19 protein-coding genes and 1 tRNA gene are annotated in these 16,839 nt (G+C 71.0%); 7 read left to right on the top strand and 13 right to left on the bottom strand.

Features of this window, described 5'->3' with window-relative positions; all coding sequences use genetic code 11:
- Positions 1-31 precede the first annotated feature (31 nt).
- Complete coding sequence (locus tag IE140_RS25960; protein WP_093443542.1) at positions 32-520, top strand: GNAT family N-acetyltransferase; 489 nt, start codon at positions 32-34, stop codon at positions 518-520.
- A 3-nt stretch (positions 521-523) separates the two neighbouring features.
- On the opposite strand, the gene IE140_RS25955 is transcribed toward IE140_RS25960, so the two are convergent.
- Complete coding sequence (locus IE140_RS25955; RefSeq protein ID WP_150193701.1) at positions 524-1,225, bottom strand: histidine phosphatase family protein; 702 nt, start codon at positions 1,223-1,225, stop codon at positions 524-526.
- A 247-nt stretch (positions 1,226-1,472) separates the two neighbouring features.
- On the opposite strand from IE140_RS25955, the gene IE140_RS25950 reads away from it, so the two are divergent.
- Complete coding sequence (locus IE140_RS25950) at positions 1,473-2,123, top strand: LAETG motif-containing sortase-dependent surface protein (RefSeq protein ID WP_167533453.1); 651 nt, start codon at positions 1,473-1,475, stop codon at positions 2,121-2,123.
- A 126-nt stretch (positions 2,124-2,249) separates the two neighbouring features.
- Here IE140_RS25950 and IE140_RS25945 read toward each other — a convergent pair whose 3' ends face one another.
- Positions 2,250-4,382 (bottom strand): SpoIIE family protein phosphatase, encoded by a 2,133-nt coding sequence (locus IE140_RS25945; RefSeq protein ID WP_093443398.1) that lies wholly within the window; start codon positions 4,380-4,382, stop codon positions 2,250-2,252.
- A gap of 183 nt (positions 4,383-4,565) precedes the next feature.
- On the opposite strand from IE140_RS25945, the gene IE140_RS25940 reads away from it, so the two are divergent.
- Positions 4,566-5,687 carry an enoyl-CoA hydratase/isomerase family protein gene (locus IE140_RS25940; RefSeq protein WP_150193700.1) on the top strand — a complete coding sequence of 374 codons (1,122 nt, stop codon included), beginning with the start codon at positions 4,566-4,568 and terminating at the stop codon, positions 5,685-5,687.
- Between the two features lie 47 nt (positions 5,688-5,734).
- Here the strand turns inward: IE140_RS25940 and IE140_RS25935 are convergent, their stop codons facing one another.
- The 4 genes from IE140_RS25935 to IE140_RS25920 all read right to left on the bottom strand — a co-directional run bounded on the left by IE140_RS25935 (position 5,735) and on the right by IE140_RS25920 (position 7,981).
- Positions 5,735-5,962 (bottom strand): hypothetical protein, encoded by a 228-nt coding sequence (locus IE140_RS25935; RefSeq protein WP_093443394.1) that lies wholly within the window; start codon positions 5,960-5,962, stop codon positions 5,735-5,737.
- Between the two features lie 65 nt (positions 5,963-6,027).
- The gene (locus IE140_RS25930) at positions 6,028-6,522 is read right to left on the bottom strand and encodes a hypothetical protein (RefSeq protein WP_150193699.1); all 495 of its coding nucleotides are present in this window, start codon (positions 6,520-6,522) and stop codon (positions 6,028-6,030) included.
- 41 nt (positions 6,523-6,563) lie between these two features.
- Positions 6,564-7,082, bottom strand: coding sequence for an SRPBCC family protein (locus IE140_RS25925; RefSeq protein ID WP_150193698.1), 519 nt, complete (start codon positions 7,080-7,082; stop codon positions 6,564-6,566).
- A 239-nt stretch (positions 7,083-7,321) separates the two neighbouring features.
- Positions 7,322-7,981: an NADPH-dependent F420 reductase gene (locus IE140_RS25920; RefSeq protein ID WP_150193697.1), complete on the bottom strand. Its 660-nt coding sequence runs from the start codon at positions 7,979-7,981 to the stop codon at positions 7,322-7,324.
- Between the two features lie 349 nt (positions 7,982-8,330).
- On the opposite strand from IE140_RS25920, the gene ctaD reads away from it, so the two are divergent.
- Together ctaD and IE140_RS25910 are read left to right on the top strand one after the other, a co-directional pair.
- Positions 8,331-10,007, top strand: coding sequence for an aa3-type cytochrome oxidase subunit I (gene ctaD / locus IE140_RS25915; RefSeq protein ID WP_106969596.1), 1,677 nt, complete (start codon positions 8,331-8,333; stop codon positions 10,005-10,007).
- A gap of 49 nt (positions 10,008-10,056) precedes the next feature.
- On the top strand, positions 10,057-10,398 hold the full coding sequence (locus tag IE140_RS25910) for a hypothetical protein (RefSeq protein ID WP_006129427.1): 342 nt from the start codon (positions 10,057-10,059) through the stop codon (positions 10,396-10,398).
- Positions 10,399-10,495: 97 nt separating this feature from the next.
- Here IE140_RS25910 and IE140_RS25905 read toward each other — a convergent pair whose 3' ends face one another.
- From IE140_RS25905 to IE140_RS25880, 6 genes are all read right to left on the bottom strand, one after another.
- Positions 10,496-10,873 carry a VOC family protein gene (locus tag IE140_RS25905; RefSeq protein ID WP_093443386.1) on the bottom strand — a complete coding sequence of 126 codons (378 nt, stop codon included), beginning with the start codon at positions 10,871-10,873 and terminating at the stop codon, positions 10,496-10,498.
- Positions 10,874-10,921: 48 nt separating this feature from the next.
- A complete protein-coding gene (locus IE140_RS25900) occupies positions 10,922-12,526 on the bottom strand; it encodes a sigma-70 family RNA polymerase sigma factor (RefSeq protein ID WP_150193696.1) in 1,605 nt (534 codons plus the stop codon).
- Positions 12,527-12,802: 276 nt separating this feature from the next.
- Complete coding sequence (locus IE140_RS25895; protein ID WP_032782638.1) at positions 12,803-12,997, bottom strand: antitoxin; 195 nt, start codon at positions 12,995-12,997, stop codon at positions 12,803-12,805.
- 330 nt (positions 12,998-13,327) lie between these two features.
- Positions 13,328-14,371 carry an MASE1 domain-containing protein gene (locus tag IE140_RS25890; protein WP_167533454.1) on the bottom strand — a complete coding sequence of 348 codons (1,044 nt, stop codon included), beginning with the start codon at positions 14,369-14,371 and terminating at the stop codon, positions 13,328-13,330.
- 63 nt (positions 14,372-14,434) lie between these two features.
- Positions 14,435-15,268, bottom strand: coding sequence for a PP2C family protein-serine/threonine phosphatase (locus IE140_RS25885; protein ID WP_093443380.1), 834 nt, complete (start codon positions 15,266-15,268; stop codon positions 14,435-14,437).
- A gap of 113 nt (positions 15,269-15,381) precedes the next feature.
- Positions 15,382-16,002, bottom strand: a complete 621-nt coding sequence (locus tag IE140_RS25880) for a DinB family protein (protein ID WP_150193695.1) — start codon at positions 16,000-16,002, stop codon at positions 15,382-15,384.
- Positions 16,003-16,167: 165 nt separating this feature from the next.
- Between IE140_RS25880 and IE140_RS25875 the strand changes: the two genes are divergently transcribed.
- Positions 16,168-16,437, top strand: a complete 270-nt coding sequence (locus tag IE140_RS25875; protein ID WP_006129434.1) for a hypothetical protein — start codon at positions 16,168-16,170, stop codon at positions 16,435-16,437.
- Positions 16,438-16,454: 17 nt separating this feature from the next.
- Here IE140_RS25875 and IE140_RS25870 read toward each other — a convergent pair.
- Positions 16,455-16,530, bottom strand: a tRNA-Trp gene (locus IE140_RS25870).
- A gap of 74 nt (positions 16,531-16,604) precedes the next feature.
- Here IE140_RS25870 and IE140_RS25865 point away from each other — a divergent pair.
- On the top strand, positions 16,605-16,754 hold the full coding sequence (locus tag IE140_RS25865) for an SRPBCC family protein (protein WP_176741817.1): 150 nt from the start codon (positions 16,605-16,607) through the stop codon (positions 16,752-16,754).
- Positions 16,755-16,839 lie beyond the last annotated feature (85 nt).

Raw genomic sequence — 16,839 nt, 5'->3', positions numbered from 1 at the left:
GACGATCACCCCGATGGGCCATCCTGTCCGCATGTTGATCAGGGAAGCAACCTCCGAGGACTGGCCCGCCATCTGGCCGTTCTTCCATACGATCGTCTCCGCGGGCGAGACGCTCACCTATCCGCTCGACCTCGGCAAGGAGGACGCGGAGGGATGGTGGTTCGTCCCGGCGCCGAGCCGGGTGGTCGTCGCTGTCGACGAGGCCGGGACGGTGCTCGGCACGGCGAAGATGAATCGCAACCACATGGGCAACGGGTCCCACATCGCCAGCGCCACCTACATGGTCGACCCCGCTCGCTCGGGCCGGGGCGTGGGGCGCGCACTGTGCCAGTACTCGGTCGACTGGGCCCGTGCGGAAGGGTATCGAGCCATGCAGTTCAACGCGGTGGTCGAAACCAACACGCACGCCGTCAAGCTCTATCGATCGATCGGCTTCGACGTGATCGGCACCCTTCCCGAGGGCTTCAACCACCCGACTGAGGGCTACGTGGGGATTCACATCATGCACAAGACCCTGTGACGATCAGGTGGTGGGGTGATCCGGTGCCGGTCCCGTCCCCGGGCCCGGCAACGTACGACCCGCAGGGCCGCCGTCCGCCACACCGCTCGCGGTGACCGCCGGGACGACCGTCCCGGCCCAGGAGAGGGCCGTCCAACCCGAGTCCGGTGATCCCTCGACCACCACCACACCCGTGTTGTCCAGGCCGTGCCGGGCGGCGAAGTCGACTGTCACGTTCCGTGCGCGGGCGGCTGCCCACACACGGATGGCGGCACCGTGACTGACGAGCGCCACCGTCCTGTGCTTCTCGGCCTCCGCCGCTTCGGCCACCACCGCGTCGAAGCGGGCCAGAGCCTCCGTCCCGTCCTCGCCCCCGGGCAGTCGGCGGGCGAGGTCCCCGGCCGGCCAGGCGAAGACGGTCGTCAGGTACTGCCGGATCGCTTCCTCGTCGGCCCGCATTTCCAGATCACCCGCCGACAGTTCCCGGATTCCGTCACGGATCCGGACCTCGATGGCCCGCTCCGCGGCCAGCGGCGCGGCCGTGAGCTGCGTACGCGTCAGCGTGGAGGCGTACAACGCCGCGATGTCCTCCCCGGCGAGCGCTCCGGGCAGGGCCGCCGCCTGTCGCAGACCGAGGTCGGTCAGCCCGGGGCCGGGCAGCGCGGTGTCCAGGAAATGGCCGAGGTTGGACGGTGTCTGGCCGTGACGGATCAGCAGCAATCGCATAGAACGGGTCATGCTCCAGGTTCGGGTGCGCGGGTGGCGTCACATAGATGCATGTCCCACCCTCTCATTCGGCCACCTCCGGAGGACAGCCTGACAGGGGTCTGTCCGCCTTGCCGGAAGTAGCGCGGATATGCCCGGAGTTGATGCGACGGATTGGGCGGAGGGCGACTGCGCCGCTCCGGGGCGATGGCAGTACTGTGCGCCCCACCGCCATTCGGGCGATGAGATGTATCTGGAGGAAGAATCCATGACCATACCCAGGAGATCGTGGCGTGGCGCGGGAGCACTCGTGGCCGCTGCGGTCGTCGGTCTGACCGGAGGCGTCATCTCCGCCGGTCCGACCGTCGCTCACACCCCCACCTGGGCCGTGACCTGCTCCGAGGTGACCGTCGACCTCACCAACTACACGAGCGACGTTCCCAACACGGTGACCGTATCGGTGGACGGCAAGGACCTGCTGCCCACCGAGACGTTCGGCCGTGAGTTCCACAAGAAGCTGACGCTTCCCGACCACGACAAGCCGGTCACCGTCCGACTGGTCGTCAAGGACGCCGACGGCGACGGCAAGCACTCGATCGACCAGACGAAGACGGCGGAGGTGTGCGAGGGCGAGCCCAGCCCGACGCCGACCGAGCCGAGCCCCAGTGAGCCGGCTCCGAGCGAGCCCGCCCCGTCGGAGACGCCGTCCACCGGGACGCCCGAGCCGAGCGCCACGCCGAGCGACGAACCCTCGGAGTCCGCGCCCGCCGTGCCCGCCCCGAGCCCGAGCTCGCCGGACCTGGCCGAGACCGGTTCGTCGTCGTCGACGCCGGTCATCGGCGGCGCCGCTGTCGCGGTGCTGCTGGCCGGTGGCGGCATCCTGTGGGCCGTCCGCAAGCGGCGTACCGCCCAGGGCTGACGTTCCGTGTGAGCCGCGGTCGAGGCCGTACGGGCCGTGGTCAGGGGGTTTCTCGCATCACCGCGGTGATGCGAGAAACCCCCTTCGCACATCAGACTCTCTCCGCAGATCGGCTCTCCTCGCCCGTCACTCCGCCACGAGCGTGGGTGGCGGCGCGGTGGCCGACGGGGGAGCGGGGCCGATCTCGCACCAGACGGCCTTGCCCTCGCCGCGGGGCTCGATCCCCCACCGCGTGGCGACCGCGTCGAGCAGGAGCAGTCCCCGGCCGGAGGTGGACGTCTCGCCCGGGGTACGCCGACGGGGCCAGGCGCTGGACCGGTCCTGGACGGACAGCCGGATCCGCCGCACCGGTTCGGGGAGTACTTCCAGGGTCAGAACGGCCCCGCCCTCGGTGTGGAGCAGCACGTTCACCAGCAACTCTCCCGTGACGAGCTCCGCATCGTCGGCGAACTCGGCCATGTCCCAGTCGGCGAGGGCCTGGCGGACGATCGCGCGCGCGTCCGAGAGCCCTTCGGGGTCCGCCTGGTGGATGTACTGGTGGAGCCGTGGCGCGTGCGACGAGCCCACGTCCGGGCTGCGGCGCAGCACCAGAAGCGCCACATCGTCCCCCGACCCCCACCGCTCCCACAGCCGTTCCGACAGGTGATCGGCCAGCGCCTCGGCCCCCGCGGGCCCGGCACTCACCTCGTTGCGGAGCGCGTCGATCCCGGCGTCGAGGTCGGCGCCGGGCTCCTCCACAAGACCGTCCGTGTACAGCACGAACGTCTCACCGGGCACCAGATCGAGCCGGGTCTCCGGATACTCCTCGTCCAGGAGGTCCGTGGAGGTGCCCAGCGGCAGCCCGCCGCGTACCTGCGGACTGCCGACCCGCCCGTCGACGTGGCGGATCAACGGGCCGAGATGCCCGGCCCGCACGACCTTCACCGTCCCGGACGCCAGGTCGACCTGGGCGTACGTACAGGTGGCGAAGCGCTCGGTGTCCAGTTCGGAGAGGAAACGGGAGGCCCGTGCCAGCACGGTGGCCGGAGGGTGCCCCTCGGAGGCGTAAGCGCGCAGGGCGATGCGCAACTGGCCCATGATCGCGGCCGCGTGGGTGTCGTGACCCTGGACGTCCCCCACGACCAGCCCGTAGCGGTTCTTGGGCAGAGTGATCACGTCGTACCAGTCGCCGCCGACCTGCCGGCCACTCCACGCGGCGTGGTAGCGGACCGCGATGTCCCCGCCCTCGACATCCTGTATCCGGGGCGGGAGCATCGCCGACTGCAGCTGGGTGGCGAACTCCCGCTCCTCGTCGAAGAGCATCGCCCGTTGCAGGGACTGGGCCACGATCGCGGCGAGCCCCAGGCACAGAATGCGTTCGTCCGCGTTGAAGACCGTGCGCTCGCGGTAGAAGAGGGCCATGCCGCCGAGCGACCGCGCCTGGGCCACCAGCGGGAGGTACGCCGCCGCCCGGAATCCGAGCCGGCCGAGATGCGGCTCCAGTTCCGGGTAGCGGCGGGCCAGCGCGGCGAGCGAGGTGATGAACCGGGGGCGTCCGCTGCGGATGGTGTCCGCGAGGGGAAGGTTGCGGTCGAGGTCACCGGAGCCGAGCCCGTCGAGCACTTCGAGCGACTCTCCGCTCAGCGCGACGATGTTCAGCGCGGAATTCTCCACGAGCCCCAGGGCCAGACCGTCCGCCCCGAGCCGGGCCAGCCCGCCGGGCCCGGTGAGGGCGGCCGTCACATCGTCCACGGTCACCGCGCGGGACATAGCGCTCGTTGTTCGTTCAACGATATTTGTCTGGCGCTGCCGCCGCTTTTCCAGATCGAGCACGAAGGCCGAATGGGTGACTTCCGCCGTCGCGTCGCGGACGACCCCCACGATCCGGTGGGCCATTCCGTCCTTCGAACGCAGGATGCGGGCCTGGGCATGGGTCCACTGCGTGGTCCCGTCGTCCAGCGGTACGCGGAAGTGGACGCTGAAGGAATTGCTTCCGCCGGTGATGGCCTCGTCGATCGTGACGTCGAGCCGGGCCCGTTCCGCCGGTTCCAGGTGCTCCAGCAGGGCACCCGGGCGGGCGTCGAACGTCGCCGGATCCACGTTGAACACCGTGAGTCCGGCCTCGTCGATGTCCAGGGTCCGGGTGTCCAGGTCCCAGTCGAAGCTGCCGGTCCGGTTCATGGCGAGGCGTTCCGTCGGCCGGATCTCACCGTTGGTCTTCCGGTCGATCCGGCGGAGCGGAGAGGCTTCGGCGTCCTGCCGCCGTTCGTCGTCGGTCATTCCTGCTCCGGAGGTCGTCCGGCGGGGCCGGGCGTCGGCGCATTCCGTAAGCCTCAATTGTCGAGCCGCATCCGGCGGAGTGCCACAGCGGCCGATCCGGGGGCCGAAGAAGGGCAGCCGGGAGCCGTCCGCGACCATGGAGGCGTCCTACGCATCGACGAGCCCAGCGAGCGGAGCGCACCCATGAACGACGACCGGCCCGTCCTGCTGGAGACGAGGGGCACATGCATGCACCTCACACTGAACCGTCCCAAGGCGCTCAACGCCCTCAGCCACACCATGGTGCGGCTGCTCGACGAGGCCCTGGCCCGAGCCGAGCAGGATGAAGCGATCGAATCGGTCCTGCTGTCAGGGGCGGGCGAACGGGGCCTGTGCGCCGGCGGCGACATCCGGGCCCTGCACGACGACGCCAGGGCCTCGGGGCGCGCGTCCCTGGAGTTCTGGCGCGACGAATACCGCCTCAACGCCCGTATCGCCCGATTCCCCAAGCCGTACGTCGCGCTGATGGACGGCATCGTGATGGGCGGCGGGGTCGGGGTGTCGGCCCACGCCGGAATCCGTGTCGTCACCGAACGATCACGCGTCGCCATGCCCGAGACCGCGATCGGTTTCGTGCCGGACGTCGGGGGCACCGGCCTGCTGGCCGCCGCCCCCGGCGAACTGGGCACCCATCTGGCGCTCACGGGCCGCTCCGTCGGGGCCGCCGACGCCATCCTCTGCGGCCTGGCCGATCACCATGTCCCCGCCCGCCTCCTGCCTGCCCTGACCGAGGCACTGGGGAGGCAGACCGGACCGGCCGGACCGGGCGCGTCCGTCGCGGACATCGTCCAGGGGTTTGCCACGGACCCGCCCGCCGGTGAGCTCGCCGCGCAGCGCGACTGGATCGATGACTGCTACGCGGCGGACACCGTCGAGGACATCATCCGGAAGCTGCGCGCGAGCGGTGTCCCCGCAGCTCGGACGGTGGCGGACGAACTGCTGACCAAGTCGCCCCTCGCCCTCAAGGTCACGCTGGCCGCGGTCCGCCGCGCCGCCCGGCTCGCCGGTCTGGAAGCCGTACTCGACCAGGAGTTCCGCGTCTCCAGCCGGGCATTCGAGCACCCGGATTTCGTGGAAGGCGTTCGCGCCCGGATCATCGACAAGGACAATGCCCCACAGTGGAAGCCGGGCTCCCTCGCCGAGGTCGACGACCAGGAGGTCGCCCGGTTCTTCGCACCGCTCGGCCCCGGCGAACAAGAACTCGCTCTCGCTCCGGGGCCCGCGGACACCTCCGCACGGGACGGACAGGATGAACAGGGCGGGTAGGACGGACGCTGCCCGTCGAGCCCGGCACAGCCCCGCCCCGCCGGGCGCTACCTGTCGCTGCCGGAAAGACTCGGCTGCAGGGCCCGGACGAGAGCGAACAGCCGGTCCTCGTTGCCCGTCAGTCCCGCGCTGCGCAGAGCCTGGTCGGCCTCCCGCATCGGAGAGGTGAGCAGCGGCAGATAGACCGGCACGTCGTCGGGGTCCGCGAGCGCAGCCCGGGTGGCCTCCAGCAAGCGGACGTACGCCTGCGCCGCGGCGAGTTCGTCGCTGTCCATCTCAGCATCTCCTCCTCAGAGCTGTCGGACCGTCAAGCATCTCTCATGGGTCTGACAACACCGCCTCATGACCGGGCGCGCCCGCCGGACAACCCGCTCGGCGGCTCCACCTCCAGGTAGCGCCGTCTGCGGGGCCCCCGGTAGAGCAGCACCGTCCAGCCCGCCTCGCGCAGGGCCGAGGCACAGCCGGCCAGCGCCTCCTCCTCGTCGTGTGCGGCACCGCTGCCGGGCGGCCCGGTCCACTCGACCCGGACCGAACCCGCCGACTCCCCGTCGCTCACCCGGTATCCGGCCGATACACGGCGCCCCGACGGGTCGACGGCCGAAGGCGTCGCGCCCGACCTCTCCAGCACCAGCGCGACCGCCCTCACCGGACGGTTCAGTTCCCACGGAGCCGGCGCGGCCTCGGGGTCCGGCCGGCCCGTTCCGGTGAGGCGACGGATCTGCAGCAGTCCCTCGAACGCGGTCCGCACGGAAGCGGCCCGTGCCGCCGCGAACTCGGTAGTCGGCGGCCCGTCGCCGGTCGCCGGCTCGAACCCGGTGCTCTCCTCGGTGCCCATGCGCCCCCCAGGGCCTTCAGTGTCACGCGGCCGCCGGCCGGTCAGTCTCCGGTTCCCCGTGCGTCCGACTCCAGCGCCGCCTTGAGACGCTTCAGCGTCGTACGGATATTGCCGGCCTGGAACTGCGCGAAGGTCTTCCCGCCTGTCGCCACCCGGTCGAAGGCGTTGGCGAGAAAGTCCGGCCAGCGGCGGCGGTCGTCGGACCAGGTCTCGGTGACCCGCGTCGCTCCGTCCACCTCCTCGAAACGGTACTCCCACGTGGCGATCGGACCCGGCAGCAGCGGGCGCCGCAGACCGATCGCGTGCACCCGGAAGGCGAACCGCTCGCCGGGGTCGGCCGCCGTCACCGTGCACCGGGTCGTCCAGCGTGCCGCTCCGCGCTTGTTCCGGCCCTCGAAGACCATGCCGACATACGCCTCACGCCGATCGCCCCGCACGGTCGCGCCCCGGTTCTCGGGGCTCCAACGCCCCATCGCCGTGGGGTCGCTGAGCTGTGCGTAGACCAGTGCCGGGGAGGCGTCGACGATGATGCTGTCCGCTACGGACATGGTGCGGGACATGACGCGACTCCTAGTCCACGGTCGTCGAAGGGCCACGCCCGGGCGCCGGACGGACCGTGGAGCCGTCGTCCCGGAAACCACACCTTACTCGCGGGTAGATTCCCGTCGGGAGGGTGCCGTCCGAGGGCGGCCGGTGATCCGGCCGGGCGGAGACCCCCGTTTTCCGCCCGGCCGGAGTGTTCCGACCGGTCCTCCCTCACGCCTGACACCATGGTGTCAGGCGTGAGGGAGGACCGGTGTCAGGCGCTGAACTCCGCCGGGCGCTCCGGCGACGCCTCCGACAGCGCCTTCACGATGGCATCGACGTCACCCCGGTTGCCGTACACCGGTGTGCCGGGCTGCTGGCGCCACGACTCGTCCAGGCCGCCGCTGTCGACCGTGTCGAAGCCCAGCTCGTCGATGAGGTCGCGCACCGCCTGCTTGGCCGCCGGGTCGTCGCCGGCCACCGGGAGCGCCTGGCGGTCCGGAGTGCCCTGCGGGCGACCCCGGTCCAGGATGTCCTGCGCGTACGTGCCATTGAACGCCTTGATCACGGGGTGGCCGATCTGCTGCTCCGTCCAACGGCTCTCGGGCAGCCCGTCCTCGATGGCGTCGATGCGGCCGTCACGCTGCTGCGGGTAGTAGTTGCCGGTGTCGATGACCGCGAAGCCCTCCGCCGCACCGTCGAGAAAGCCGGCGGGCAGGTCCGGTACGGCCTTCAGCGGCACGGTGACGACGACCACCTGGGCGCCCTTCGCGGCCTCCGACGCGGTCACCGGCTTCGCCCCGGTCTCTTCGGCGAGAGTGGTGAGCGTCTGCGGTCCGCGGGAGTTGGCGACCGAGACCTCGTGCCCGAGGGCGGTGAGACGCCGTGTCAGGTTGCCGCCGATGTTGCCCGCGCCGATGATGCCGATCTTCATGGATCAGACCTTCCGTAGCTTGCCCGGTGAAGAGGAGTGGGTACTGTCGCTTCACCAACTCCGGCTCCTGAGGAGCTATTCCGGTCTCCGCGAAGGAATACCCGATCGGCCCCTGGGCGTTGATATGCCCTTCGCGTTGCGCCAATCGAGGCCGGAGCGTTCTCCGTAGGCCATTTGAGTGTCCTTGTCGGCCGCTCGCGCCGGACGGGGAAGGATGTCCCACCGCGCCGATCGCCGCGGGTCCATCCTGGTCGCCGAGTCCACACGGGCCGTCGACCGAAGGAGCGTCGTAGTGACGACGAGGGGCATCTCGCAACCGGTGGAGACCGATACCGCCGAAGAGGACGAAATGCCGGTACGGAGCGGAGAGCCCGGCAACGTGGTCATCAAGTGGATGACCACGACGGACCACAAGACGATCGGTACGCTCTACCTCGTCACCTCCTTCGCGTTCTTCTGCGTGGGAGGGATCCTGGCTCTGGTGATGCGGGCCGAGCTGGCCCGGCCCGGCATCCAGCTGATTTCGAACGAGCAGTTCAACCAGGCGTTCACGATGCACGGCACGATCATGCTGCTGATGTTTGCGACGCCGCTGTTCGCCGGATTCGCGAACTGGATCATGCCGCTGCAGATCGGCGCGCCCGACGTGGCGTTTCCGCGGCTGAACATGTTCGCGTACTGGCTCTATCTCTTCGGCTCGCTCATCGTGGTGGCGGGCTTCCTCACCCCGCAGGGCGCGGCCGACTTCGGCTGGTTCGCCTATGCCCCGCTGAACGACGCGGTCCGTTCGCCGGGTATCGGCGCCGACATGTGGATCATGGGCCTCGCGTTCTCCGGCTTCGGCACGATCCTCGGCTCGGTCAACTTCATCACCACGATCATCTGCATGCGCGCCCCCGGCATGACGATGTTCCGCATGCCGATCTTCACCTGGAACGTCCTGCTGACCGGCGTATTGGTGCTTCTGGCCTTCCCGGTCCTGGCCGCAGCCCTGTTGGCGCTGGAGGCCGACCGTAAATTCGGCGCCCACGTCTTCGACGCGGCCAACGGCGGCGCACTGCTGTGGCAGCACCTGTTCTGGTTCTTCGGTCATCCCGAGGTCTACATCATCGCCCTCCCGTTCTTCGGCATCGTCACCGAGATCTTCCCGGTCTTCAGCCGCAAACCGGTCTTCGGCTACATCGGACTGATCGCGGCCACCATCGCCATCGCCGGGCTGTCCGCGACCGTGTGGGCGCACCACATGTTCGTCACGGGCGCGGTGCTGTTGCCGTTCTTCTCGTTCATGACGTTCCTCATCGCCGTGCCGACAGGTGTGAAGTTCTTCAACTGGATCGGCACGATGTGGAAAGGGTCGTTGTCCCTGGAAACCCCGATGCTGTGGGCTGTCGGATTCCTGGTCACCTTTCTCTTCGGCGGTCTGACCGGAATCATCCTCGCCTCACCGCCCCTGGACTTCCACGTCTCCGACTCGTACTTCGTCGTCGCTCACTTCCATTACGTGGTGTTCGGCACCGTCGTGTTCGCGATGTTCGCCGGATTCCATTTCTGGTGGCCGAAATTCACCGGGAAGATGCTGGACGAACGGCTCGGGAAGATGACGTTCTGGACGCTGTTCGTCGGATTCCACGGAACGTTCCTGGTGCAGCACTGGCTCGGTGCCGAGGGAATGCCCCGCCGTTACGCGGACTACCTCGACGCCGACGGCTTCACGGCGCTGAACACCATCTCCACCATTGCCTCGTTCCTGCTCGGCCTGTCGATCCTGCCGTTCTTCTACAACGTCTGGAAGACCGCGAAGTACGGCAAGAAGGTCGAGGTCGACGACCCGTGGGGGTACGGGCGTTCGCTGGAGTGGGCGACCTCCTGCCCTCCGCCGCGGCACAACTTCGTCACGCTGCCGCGGATCCGGTCCGAATCCCCGGCATTCGACCTGCACCACCCGGCGGTGCGCTCCCTGGAGGAGGCCACCAACCGCCCCGACGCCTCCACCATCGTCGCTCCGGGGGACCGGCACGAGCAGTGACGTCGCCCTTGGACCTGACGGCCTGACGGCGTGACGGAGAGGAGGACAGGTGAAACCCGACAAGGACAGTGCCAGAGGCCTGGCACAACTGGAGGGCTTTCTGCTGTGGAACGCCGAGGTCGAGCGGGCGCGACGGCAGGCCCGCCGCTTCACGGACCAGTTGCCCTGGCTGACCACGGCGCAGCGTGAGGATGTCGAGCGGGTGTTCATCACCGAACGCGTCGCCGTTTCGCGGGAATCGCTCACCCGCATCCGCGACCGCGCAGAAGAACTGCGTGAGGAGTACACCGGGCGCTACGCGCGGCTCCGGGCCCGCTGTGTGGCTGTCACGGTCGGTGCGGTGGGCGCCGTGACCTGCCTCGGTACGGCGGTGACCCTGGCCATCCGCTGACCCCGCAATCGCCCTCTCGCTCCCCGGCGCTCCCCGGTGCGGCCGGTCAGCAGGCCGCACCGGACGGGCCCGGGGAGCGGGAGCGGAGGCGGATACGTCAGTGACGTACCAGGCAGAAGGGATGCCCGGCGGGGTCGGCGTACACACGCCAGCCACGCTTCTCGTCCCCGGCGTCGAGCAGCGAGGCCCCGGCGGCCAGGACCTCCTCGTGCGCCCGTTCCTGGTCGGTGACCCCGAAGTCCAGATGGAACTGCTGGGGCACCTCCTGGCCGGGCCAGCGCGGCGGCCGGTAGCCCGCCACCCGCTGAAAGGCGAGGACGAGCCCACCGGGCGTGTGCAGCGTCGACCACTCCGCGTCGCACGCCCACCGCCGGTCGGGACGGTCGATCTCGCCTCCCAGCAACGACGCGTAGAAAACGGCCAGTTCCCTCGGGTCCGCGCAGTCCAGGACCACGCACTCCAGTTCAGCGATCATGACCGCATCGTAGGCAACCGCGGGCGAAGCCGCGGCCGCCGCGCGGGCTCAGCGGGCCCCGAACACCTGCGTCCACACCGGGCCGCCGCCGGAGTCCACCTTCCCCATGCCGATTTCCTTGAACGAGCAGTTGAGGATGTTCGCACGGTGCCCCGGGCTGTCCATCCAGGACCGCATCACGTCGGCCGGGGTCCGCTGGCCCTTGGCGATGTTCTCACCGTACGTCGACCAGCGGTATCCGGCGGCGGTGATCCGGTCGCCCGGGTCCCTGCCGTCCTGCGAGGTGTGGGAGAAGTAGTCCTGGGCCGCCATGTCGGCGGAGTGCCGCTGCGCGGCCGTGTTGAGCAGCCCGTTGACGGACACCGGCCCGCAGCCCTCCTTGGAGCGCTCGGTGTTGACCAGCTGGGCGACCTGCTCGGCCATCCCCGACGGGGCGGGCGGCGCGGGCGCGGGCGGGTCCGGCTTCGGAGCCGGGGCGGCGGAGCTGGGCGCGGGCGGCGGCGTCGTGCTCTTCTTCGGCTTCGGCTTGGGCTTCGGCTTCTTCGAAGGGCTCGGCGACTTCGAGGCGCTGGGCGACGTGGACGCCGAGGGGGAGGGGGACGACGTCGGGGCGGCCGACGTGGGCGCCTCCGTACGAGGAGCGGGCGCATCGGCCGTGACGGTCGTCGCGTCCCGGTCGTCGCCGTCGGTGTAGAGGTGCACCGCCGCGCCGCCCGTGCCCAGCGCCGCGACCGCGACGACGGCGGCGACGGCCGAGTTGCGGCGGCGCCGCCGGGCCTGCACCCGTCTGCGTTCGGCGCGCCCCGCCCCGGCACTGTCCGCACCCGGAACGGGTGCCTGGAGGTGCGCCGCCGTGGCGAGCAGTTCGGGAGCGGCTCCCGCCCCCGCCGCCGCGGCCACCGGAACGAGCGCGAGACCCACCAGCAGCCCCTCGGCGGGCACCAGCCCCGAGCCATGACCCGAGCAGACCGTGCACTCGCGGGCGTGGCGGGCGAGCCGCTTGCGCCACAGGGCGGAGGGGACGCCGTCCCAGCCGGCGGTGATGTCCTCCAGCAGCACGCACGGCGGCTCCGCGGCCAGCGCGCCCACGACGACCCGTGCCGCCTCCAGCTGGGCCTTCATCCGCTGCACCCGTACGGCGGTGTGCTGCGGGGTGAGTTCGAGAGCGGCGGCGACCTCGGCCCGGGACAGATGCCCGGCGGTCTCCAGCCACCACAGCGACAAAAGGGCGCGGTCGTCCTCGTCCAGCCAGCGTGTGGCCTCCGCCACCTGCCGCCGCTGGCCGGTCAGGCCGAGCTCCAGGATCGTCACCTCGACGAAATCCGCGCGGGGATCCGGCAGGTCGTACGCGGCATCCAGCCGGTCCGCCGGTATCGCGCCCGCCTGCTTCTCGCGCCAGTGCGTGCGTACCTCGTTCATGGCTATCGCCACGAGCCAGGAACGGAAGCGCTCCGGGTCGCGCAGTTCGGGCAGTCCCCGGAGCATGTGCAGCACCGTCTCCTGCACCACGTCGTCCACGTCCGCATGGCCGTCCAGCGCGCGTCCGACGACGTTGTACAGCAGCGGCAGGTACGCCGAGACGAGCTGGTCCTTGGCCTGCTGGTCGCCGCCCTGCGCTGCCGCGATCAAGACCGTCGGGTGATCCTTGCCCATGCTGCGCTCACTCTTCCGGGGTCCGGTGCTGTCACTTCCCACACTCGGGAGATGGGGTGAGGGCGGGACGATAACAAGAATCCGGCAAGCAACTCCGGAAACCTCTGCCACGGACCCGCGCCGCCCGGCCCCGCCAGGCCTGCGGCGGCACCGTACGCAGCGGCCCCGGCACACTCCGCGCACCGGTCCGCGTCACGGAGGGTGATCCGTGACACAGACCGGTGCGCGGGAAAGGGGGCGACCGTACGCCGGCCGCCCGGTCACCGGCGGCGCGGCTCAGGCGCGGGGCGGCCCGTCCTGGTCGCGGTCCGTGCCCAGCTGCTGCTTCAGCTTGTCCTGGGCGGTGTCGACGTGCCCCTTGTACTTGCCCTGGGTGCGGTCGTCGACCATGTCGCCGGCCTTGTCGATGCCCTTGCCGGCCTGGTCCTCGTGGCCCTTGAGCATCTTCTTGATCTTGTCCAGTGCGGACATGCGTCCTCCTCGTCGACTCTGCGCCCCCCACACCTCAAGGGTCACCGCACCGGGCCCTGCCCGCATCCGCGCCGGGGGAGGGCGAGAGGCCGGGCGACGGACCGGGAGGCGAGGGAAGTGTGAAGCCGCGCCGACTGGGCAGATACCGGTTGACCAGGAGGAGGTGGTGGCAATGGGCCGCATCCGAGTCGTCGTCCGTCGTCCCCCGCCCCCATCGGGGCCGCCGCCGCTGGATCTGCGCACCCCGTCCGGCCGCCCCCTGCCGTACTGACCGCCCCCGCCGCACCCTCGCCGGGCGCGTCGGCGCGGGTCACGGGACGTCCGTGCGCTTCACGGGTCATCCGGGCCTCCCGGAGCATCCGGGTGCGGGCCGCCGTTCAGCGGGCCGTGCCGCCGCGGCCTGTCCTCGTACCGCCCCGGGGCAGGCCCCGACAGCGGCGCGAGCTGCTCCACCAGGGCCTCCAGCTCCTCGACGGCGTACTCCGTCTCCCGCCGGATGTTCTTGTGCTCCGCGACGATCGCCCCGAGCAGCAGCGCGGTGAGCGCGACGCAGCCGTTCAGCAGCGACAGATTGGCCATGATCTCCATCAGGCTGTGCCCGGCGAACGGCCCCAGCGCGTCCGTACCGGCGAGAATGGCGAGCACCGAGACGACCAGGGCGCACGGCGCACTGCCCGGCAGCTGGAAGCGCAGGGCCGACCAGATGATCACCGGGAACACCATGTAGATCATCGACAGCGAGCTGCGCGTGGCGATCAGCGACACCACGATCACGACGACCGCGAGAACCGACGCCTCCAGCCAGCGGTCGCTCCGGCGGGGCCACCGTGCCCCGCGCAGGACGAGCAGGAGGGGGGTGACCACCAGCACGCCCATCGCGTCCCCCGCCCACCAGGACGCCCAGACCAGCCAGAACCGCCCCGGCGGAACCTTGTCGTCGAGCAGCAGCGTGAAACTTCCGATGGTGGCGCTGATCAGCATCCCCGCGAAGGCTCCCAGGAATACCAGGCAGACCCCGTCCCGCAGCCGGACCAGCTCACGGCGGAAGCCGACCCTCCGCAGCAGGGCGTACGCGGTCAGTGGGGCGACCGTGTTGCCGAGCATGATGGCCAGACGGCTCACCGTGAACGCGTCACCGATCTCGGTGACCGTCACCAGCGTGCCCAGCGCGATGCCCGGCCAGACGCGGGCGCCCAGGCACAGCAGCGAGGCCAGGGCGATACCGGTGGGCGGCCACAGCGGAGTGACGACCGCGCCGTCGATCACGACCTGGCGCATCAGCCCGAGCCGCCCCGCCAGGTAGTAGGCGCTGGCCACGCCGAGGATCTGCGCCACGTACACGGCCCGACGTCTGGCTTCCTCGCTGCGGATCACATCACTCATCAGACACCGACCGCGGTGGGAGACGGCGGCTGACACGCGCGGTTCGGTCCGGCGTCACCGGGCTCCGCGGCGGGCGGCGGCATGCCGCAGGACCAGGACGGCGGCGTCGTCCTCGTGGCCCGTCATCTCGGTCGCGCCCAGGACCTCGTCGGCCAGCTGCGCCGCTTTCGCCCCGGCGCGCGCGGCCACGAGCTGCCGGACCCGCTCCAGACCCTCCTCGATCAGCAGCGACGGCCCCTCGACGACCCCGTCGGTCAGCAGCACGATCGCCCCGTCGCAGTCGAGAGTGCGCCGGGTGACGGGGTAGCCCTCGCCGGGCTCGATGCCCAGCGGCAGGCCGCCCGGGTCCTCCGTGACGCCGGACCGGCCCCCCGTGGTGGCCCACACGGACGCCACGTGCCCGGCCCGGGCGCTGTGCAGCTCCCAGGTCGTCGGGTCCAGCCGCAGGAACGTACAGGTCGCGAAGAGCCCCGAGTCCACGGAGACCAGCAGATCGTTCGTCCGGCCCAGGATCTCGCCCGGATCGGAGGCCGTGCCGGCGATGGCCCGCATCGCGATCCGGACCTGGCCCATGAAGGCGGCCGCCTCGACGTCATGACCCTGTACGTCGCCGATGGCGAAGCCGAGCGCCCCGTCCGCGAGGGGAAAACCGTCGTACCAGTCGCCGCCGATGTCCAGACCGTGACGGGCGGGCGCGTAGCGGGCCGCGGACTGGAGACCGGGGAGCGTGGGCAGGGCCGCCGGAAGCATGTCGCGCTGCAGGGCCTGGGCGAGTTCCACCCTGGCCTGGTGGAACTCCACCTCGCGCCGAGCGCGCGCGGTGAGGTCCTGCAAGGTGTTGAGCAGGTCCTCGGCGCTGGCTGAGCGGGGAGTCCGACGCCGGTTCATGTGCCGCTCCGCGGTGCGTTAAGTCCCTGAATCATATGGCGGGCCACCCCGGGCGGCGACTGCGGCGACGGGCGGCGACATCCGCGCACCCGACGGCCGGGGCGGCGCGCCGCTCAGGACGGACGGGCGCGGTACAGATCGCGGAGGAGGGCGATCTCGGCACCGTGGTGCAGCACCTCCTGGTTGACCCACCAGACGACGTCGGCAAAGAGATCCTCGGCGTCGCTGCCGTTCGGATACGCGCTGTACCCGACGGTGTCCAGGGCCGTGTCGTCGGCGCTGAGCAGCGCCTCGCGCCAGGCTGCGGACGCGGTCTCGAAGGCGGCCACCGCCCCGGCGGCGTCCCCCGGGGTGCGGTAGTCCTCGCGGGTGAGCGTCCTGCCGCCGTGGGTGTGGTCGGCGCGGAGGGCGAGCATCTCGGAGAGATGGCTCAGACGCCAGGCGATGGTGGTGAACGGCGGGGGAAACGGATGCGGGAAGTCCGCAGTGTCCCGTCCCCAGTCACCGGCCCCGGCCAGAGCGGTCGCCCGAGCCCCCGCGCCGTCGCCGCGACGGCGTACGGACCAGCAGTCGGGCACGGGTTCCCAGAGGTACTCGTCGTCGCCGAGCGGGACGACGCCGATCTCGACGCCGTTGCCGCTGTCCATGACGGGACCGGCCAGGCGGGCGAGGAGCCGCTCGCAGGCGAAGTCGAACTGTTCCAGCAGGGGGGTCAGACGCGGTGGGATGGTCACCGGGGGAGCGTGCCACAGCCGGCAGGCGGGCGCCCGCCGATTTCCGGCGACCCGTCAGCCGTGGTCCGCGCCGCACGGCCTGCCGTCGGGCGGCCCGTCGTCGGGCGGTGGCCGGATGGACGCTCGTGCCGAGCCGTTGTCAGTGCTCGGTGGGATGCTGCCCGCATGGACGAGCTGATGAGGCAGCGACGCGTTTACGGCACCGACCACGACGACCCCCGCCCGGGACCGAGGCCGGGGCACGACTACCGCGAGCTGGTGGGCGGCCCCCTCGACGGGCTGCTGCTCGACGTCACCGGCTGGGACGAGGCGGATCTGCGCGACGGCGTCGGGCTGGTCACCGAGATCGGCGCCTACGGGCCCGGCGGACGCGCCGAGTACGGGCCGCGGTCGCCGGACAGCCACCAGTGGGACTGGCGCGGCGACGTGCGCTGACGGAGGCCGGGTGGTGATGGCAGGGGCGGCAGGAATCGAACCTGCGACATACGGTTTTGGAGACCGCCGCTCTGGCCGCTGAGCTACGCCCCTTGGGTACGGGCTGAAGCCTGGCACGCCCCCCGGCTCGCGCCAACTGGTTTACGCGGGCGCGGCATCCAGTCACCGTGCACGAGGGCTCCGCACCGGACCGGGCACGCGTCGAGTGGTCCGGCACCTTCACCCCGGACGGGATCGGCGACGACGAGGCCGCCGCCCTCTTCCACGGCATCTACGCCGACGGCCTCGCGGCGCTCACACAGTCGCTCACCGGCTGACCGCCACGGCGCCCGGACACCTCCGGGCGCCCGGCAAGCCGGGGGAGGGGCCGAAGGCCGGTCCGGGCCGTCCGATAGGTTGGCC

It is taken from the genome of Streptomyces parvus, assembly GCF_014648875.1.
GTDB lineage: Bacteria > Actinomycetota > Actinomycetes > Streptomycetales > Streptomycetaceae > Streptomyces > Streptomyces parvus.
This window is presented reverse-complemented; position numbering and strand designations above follow the sequence as displayed.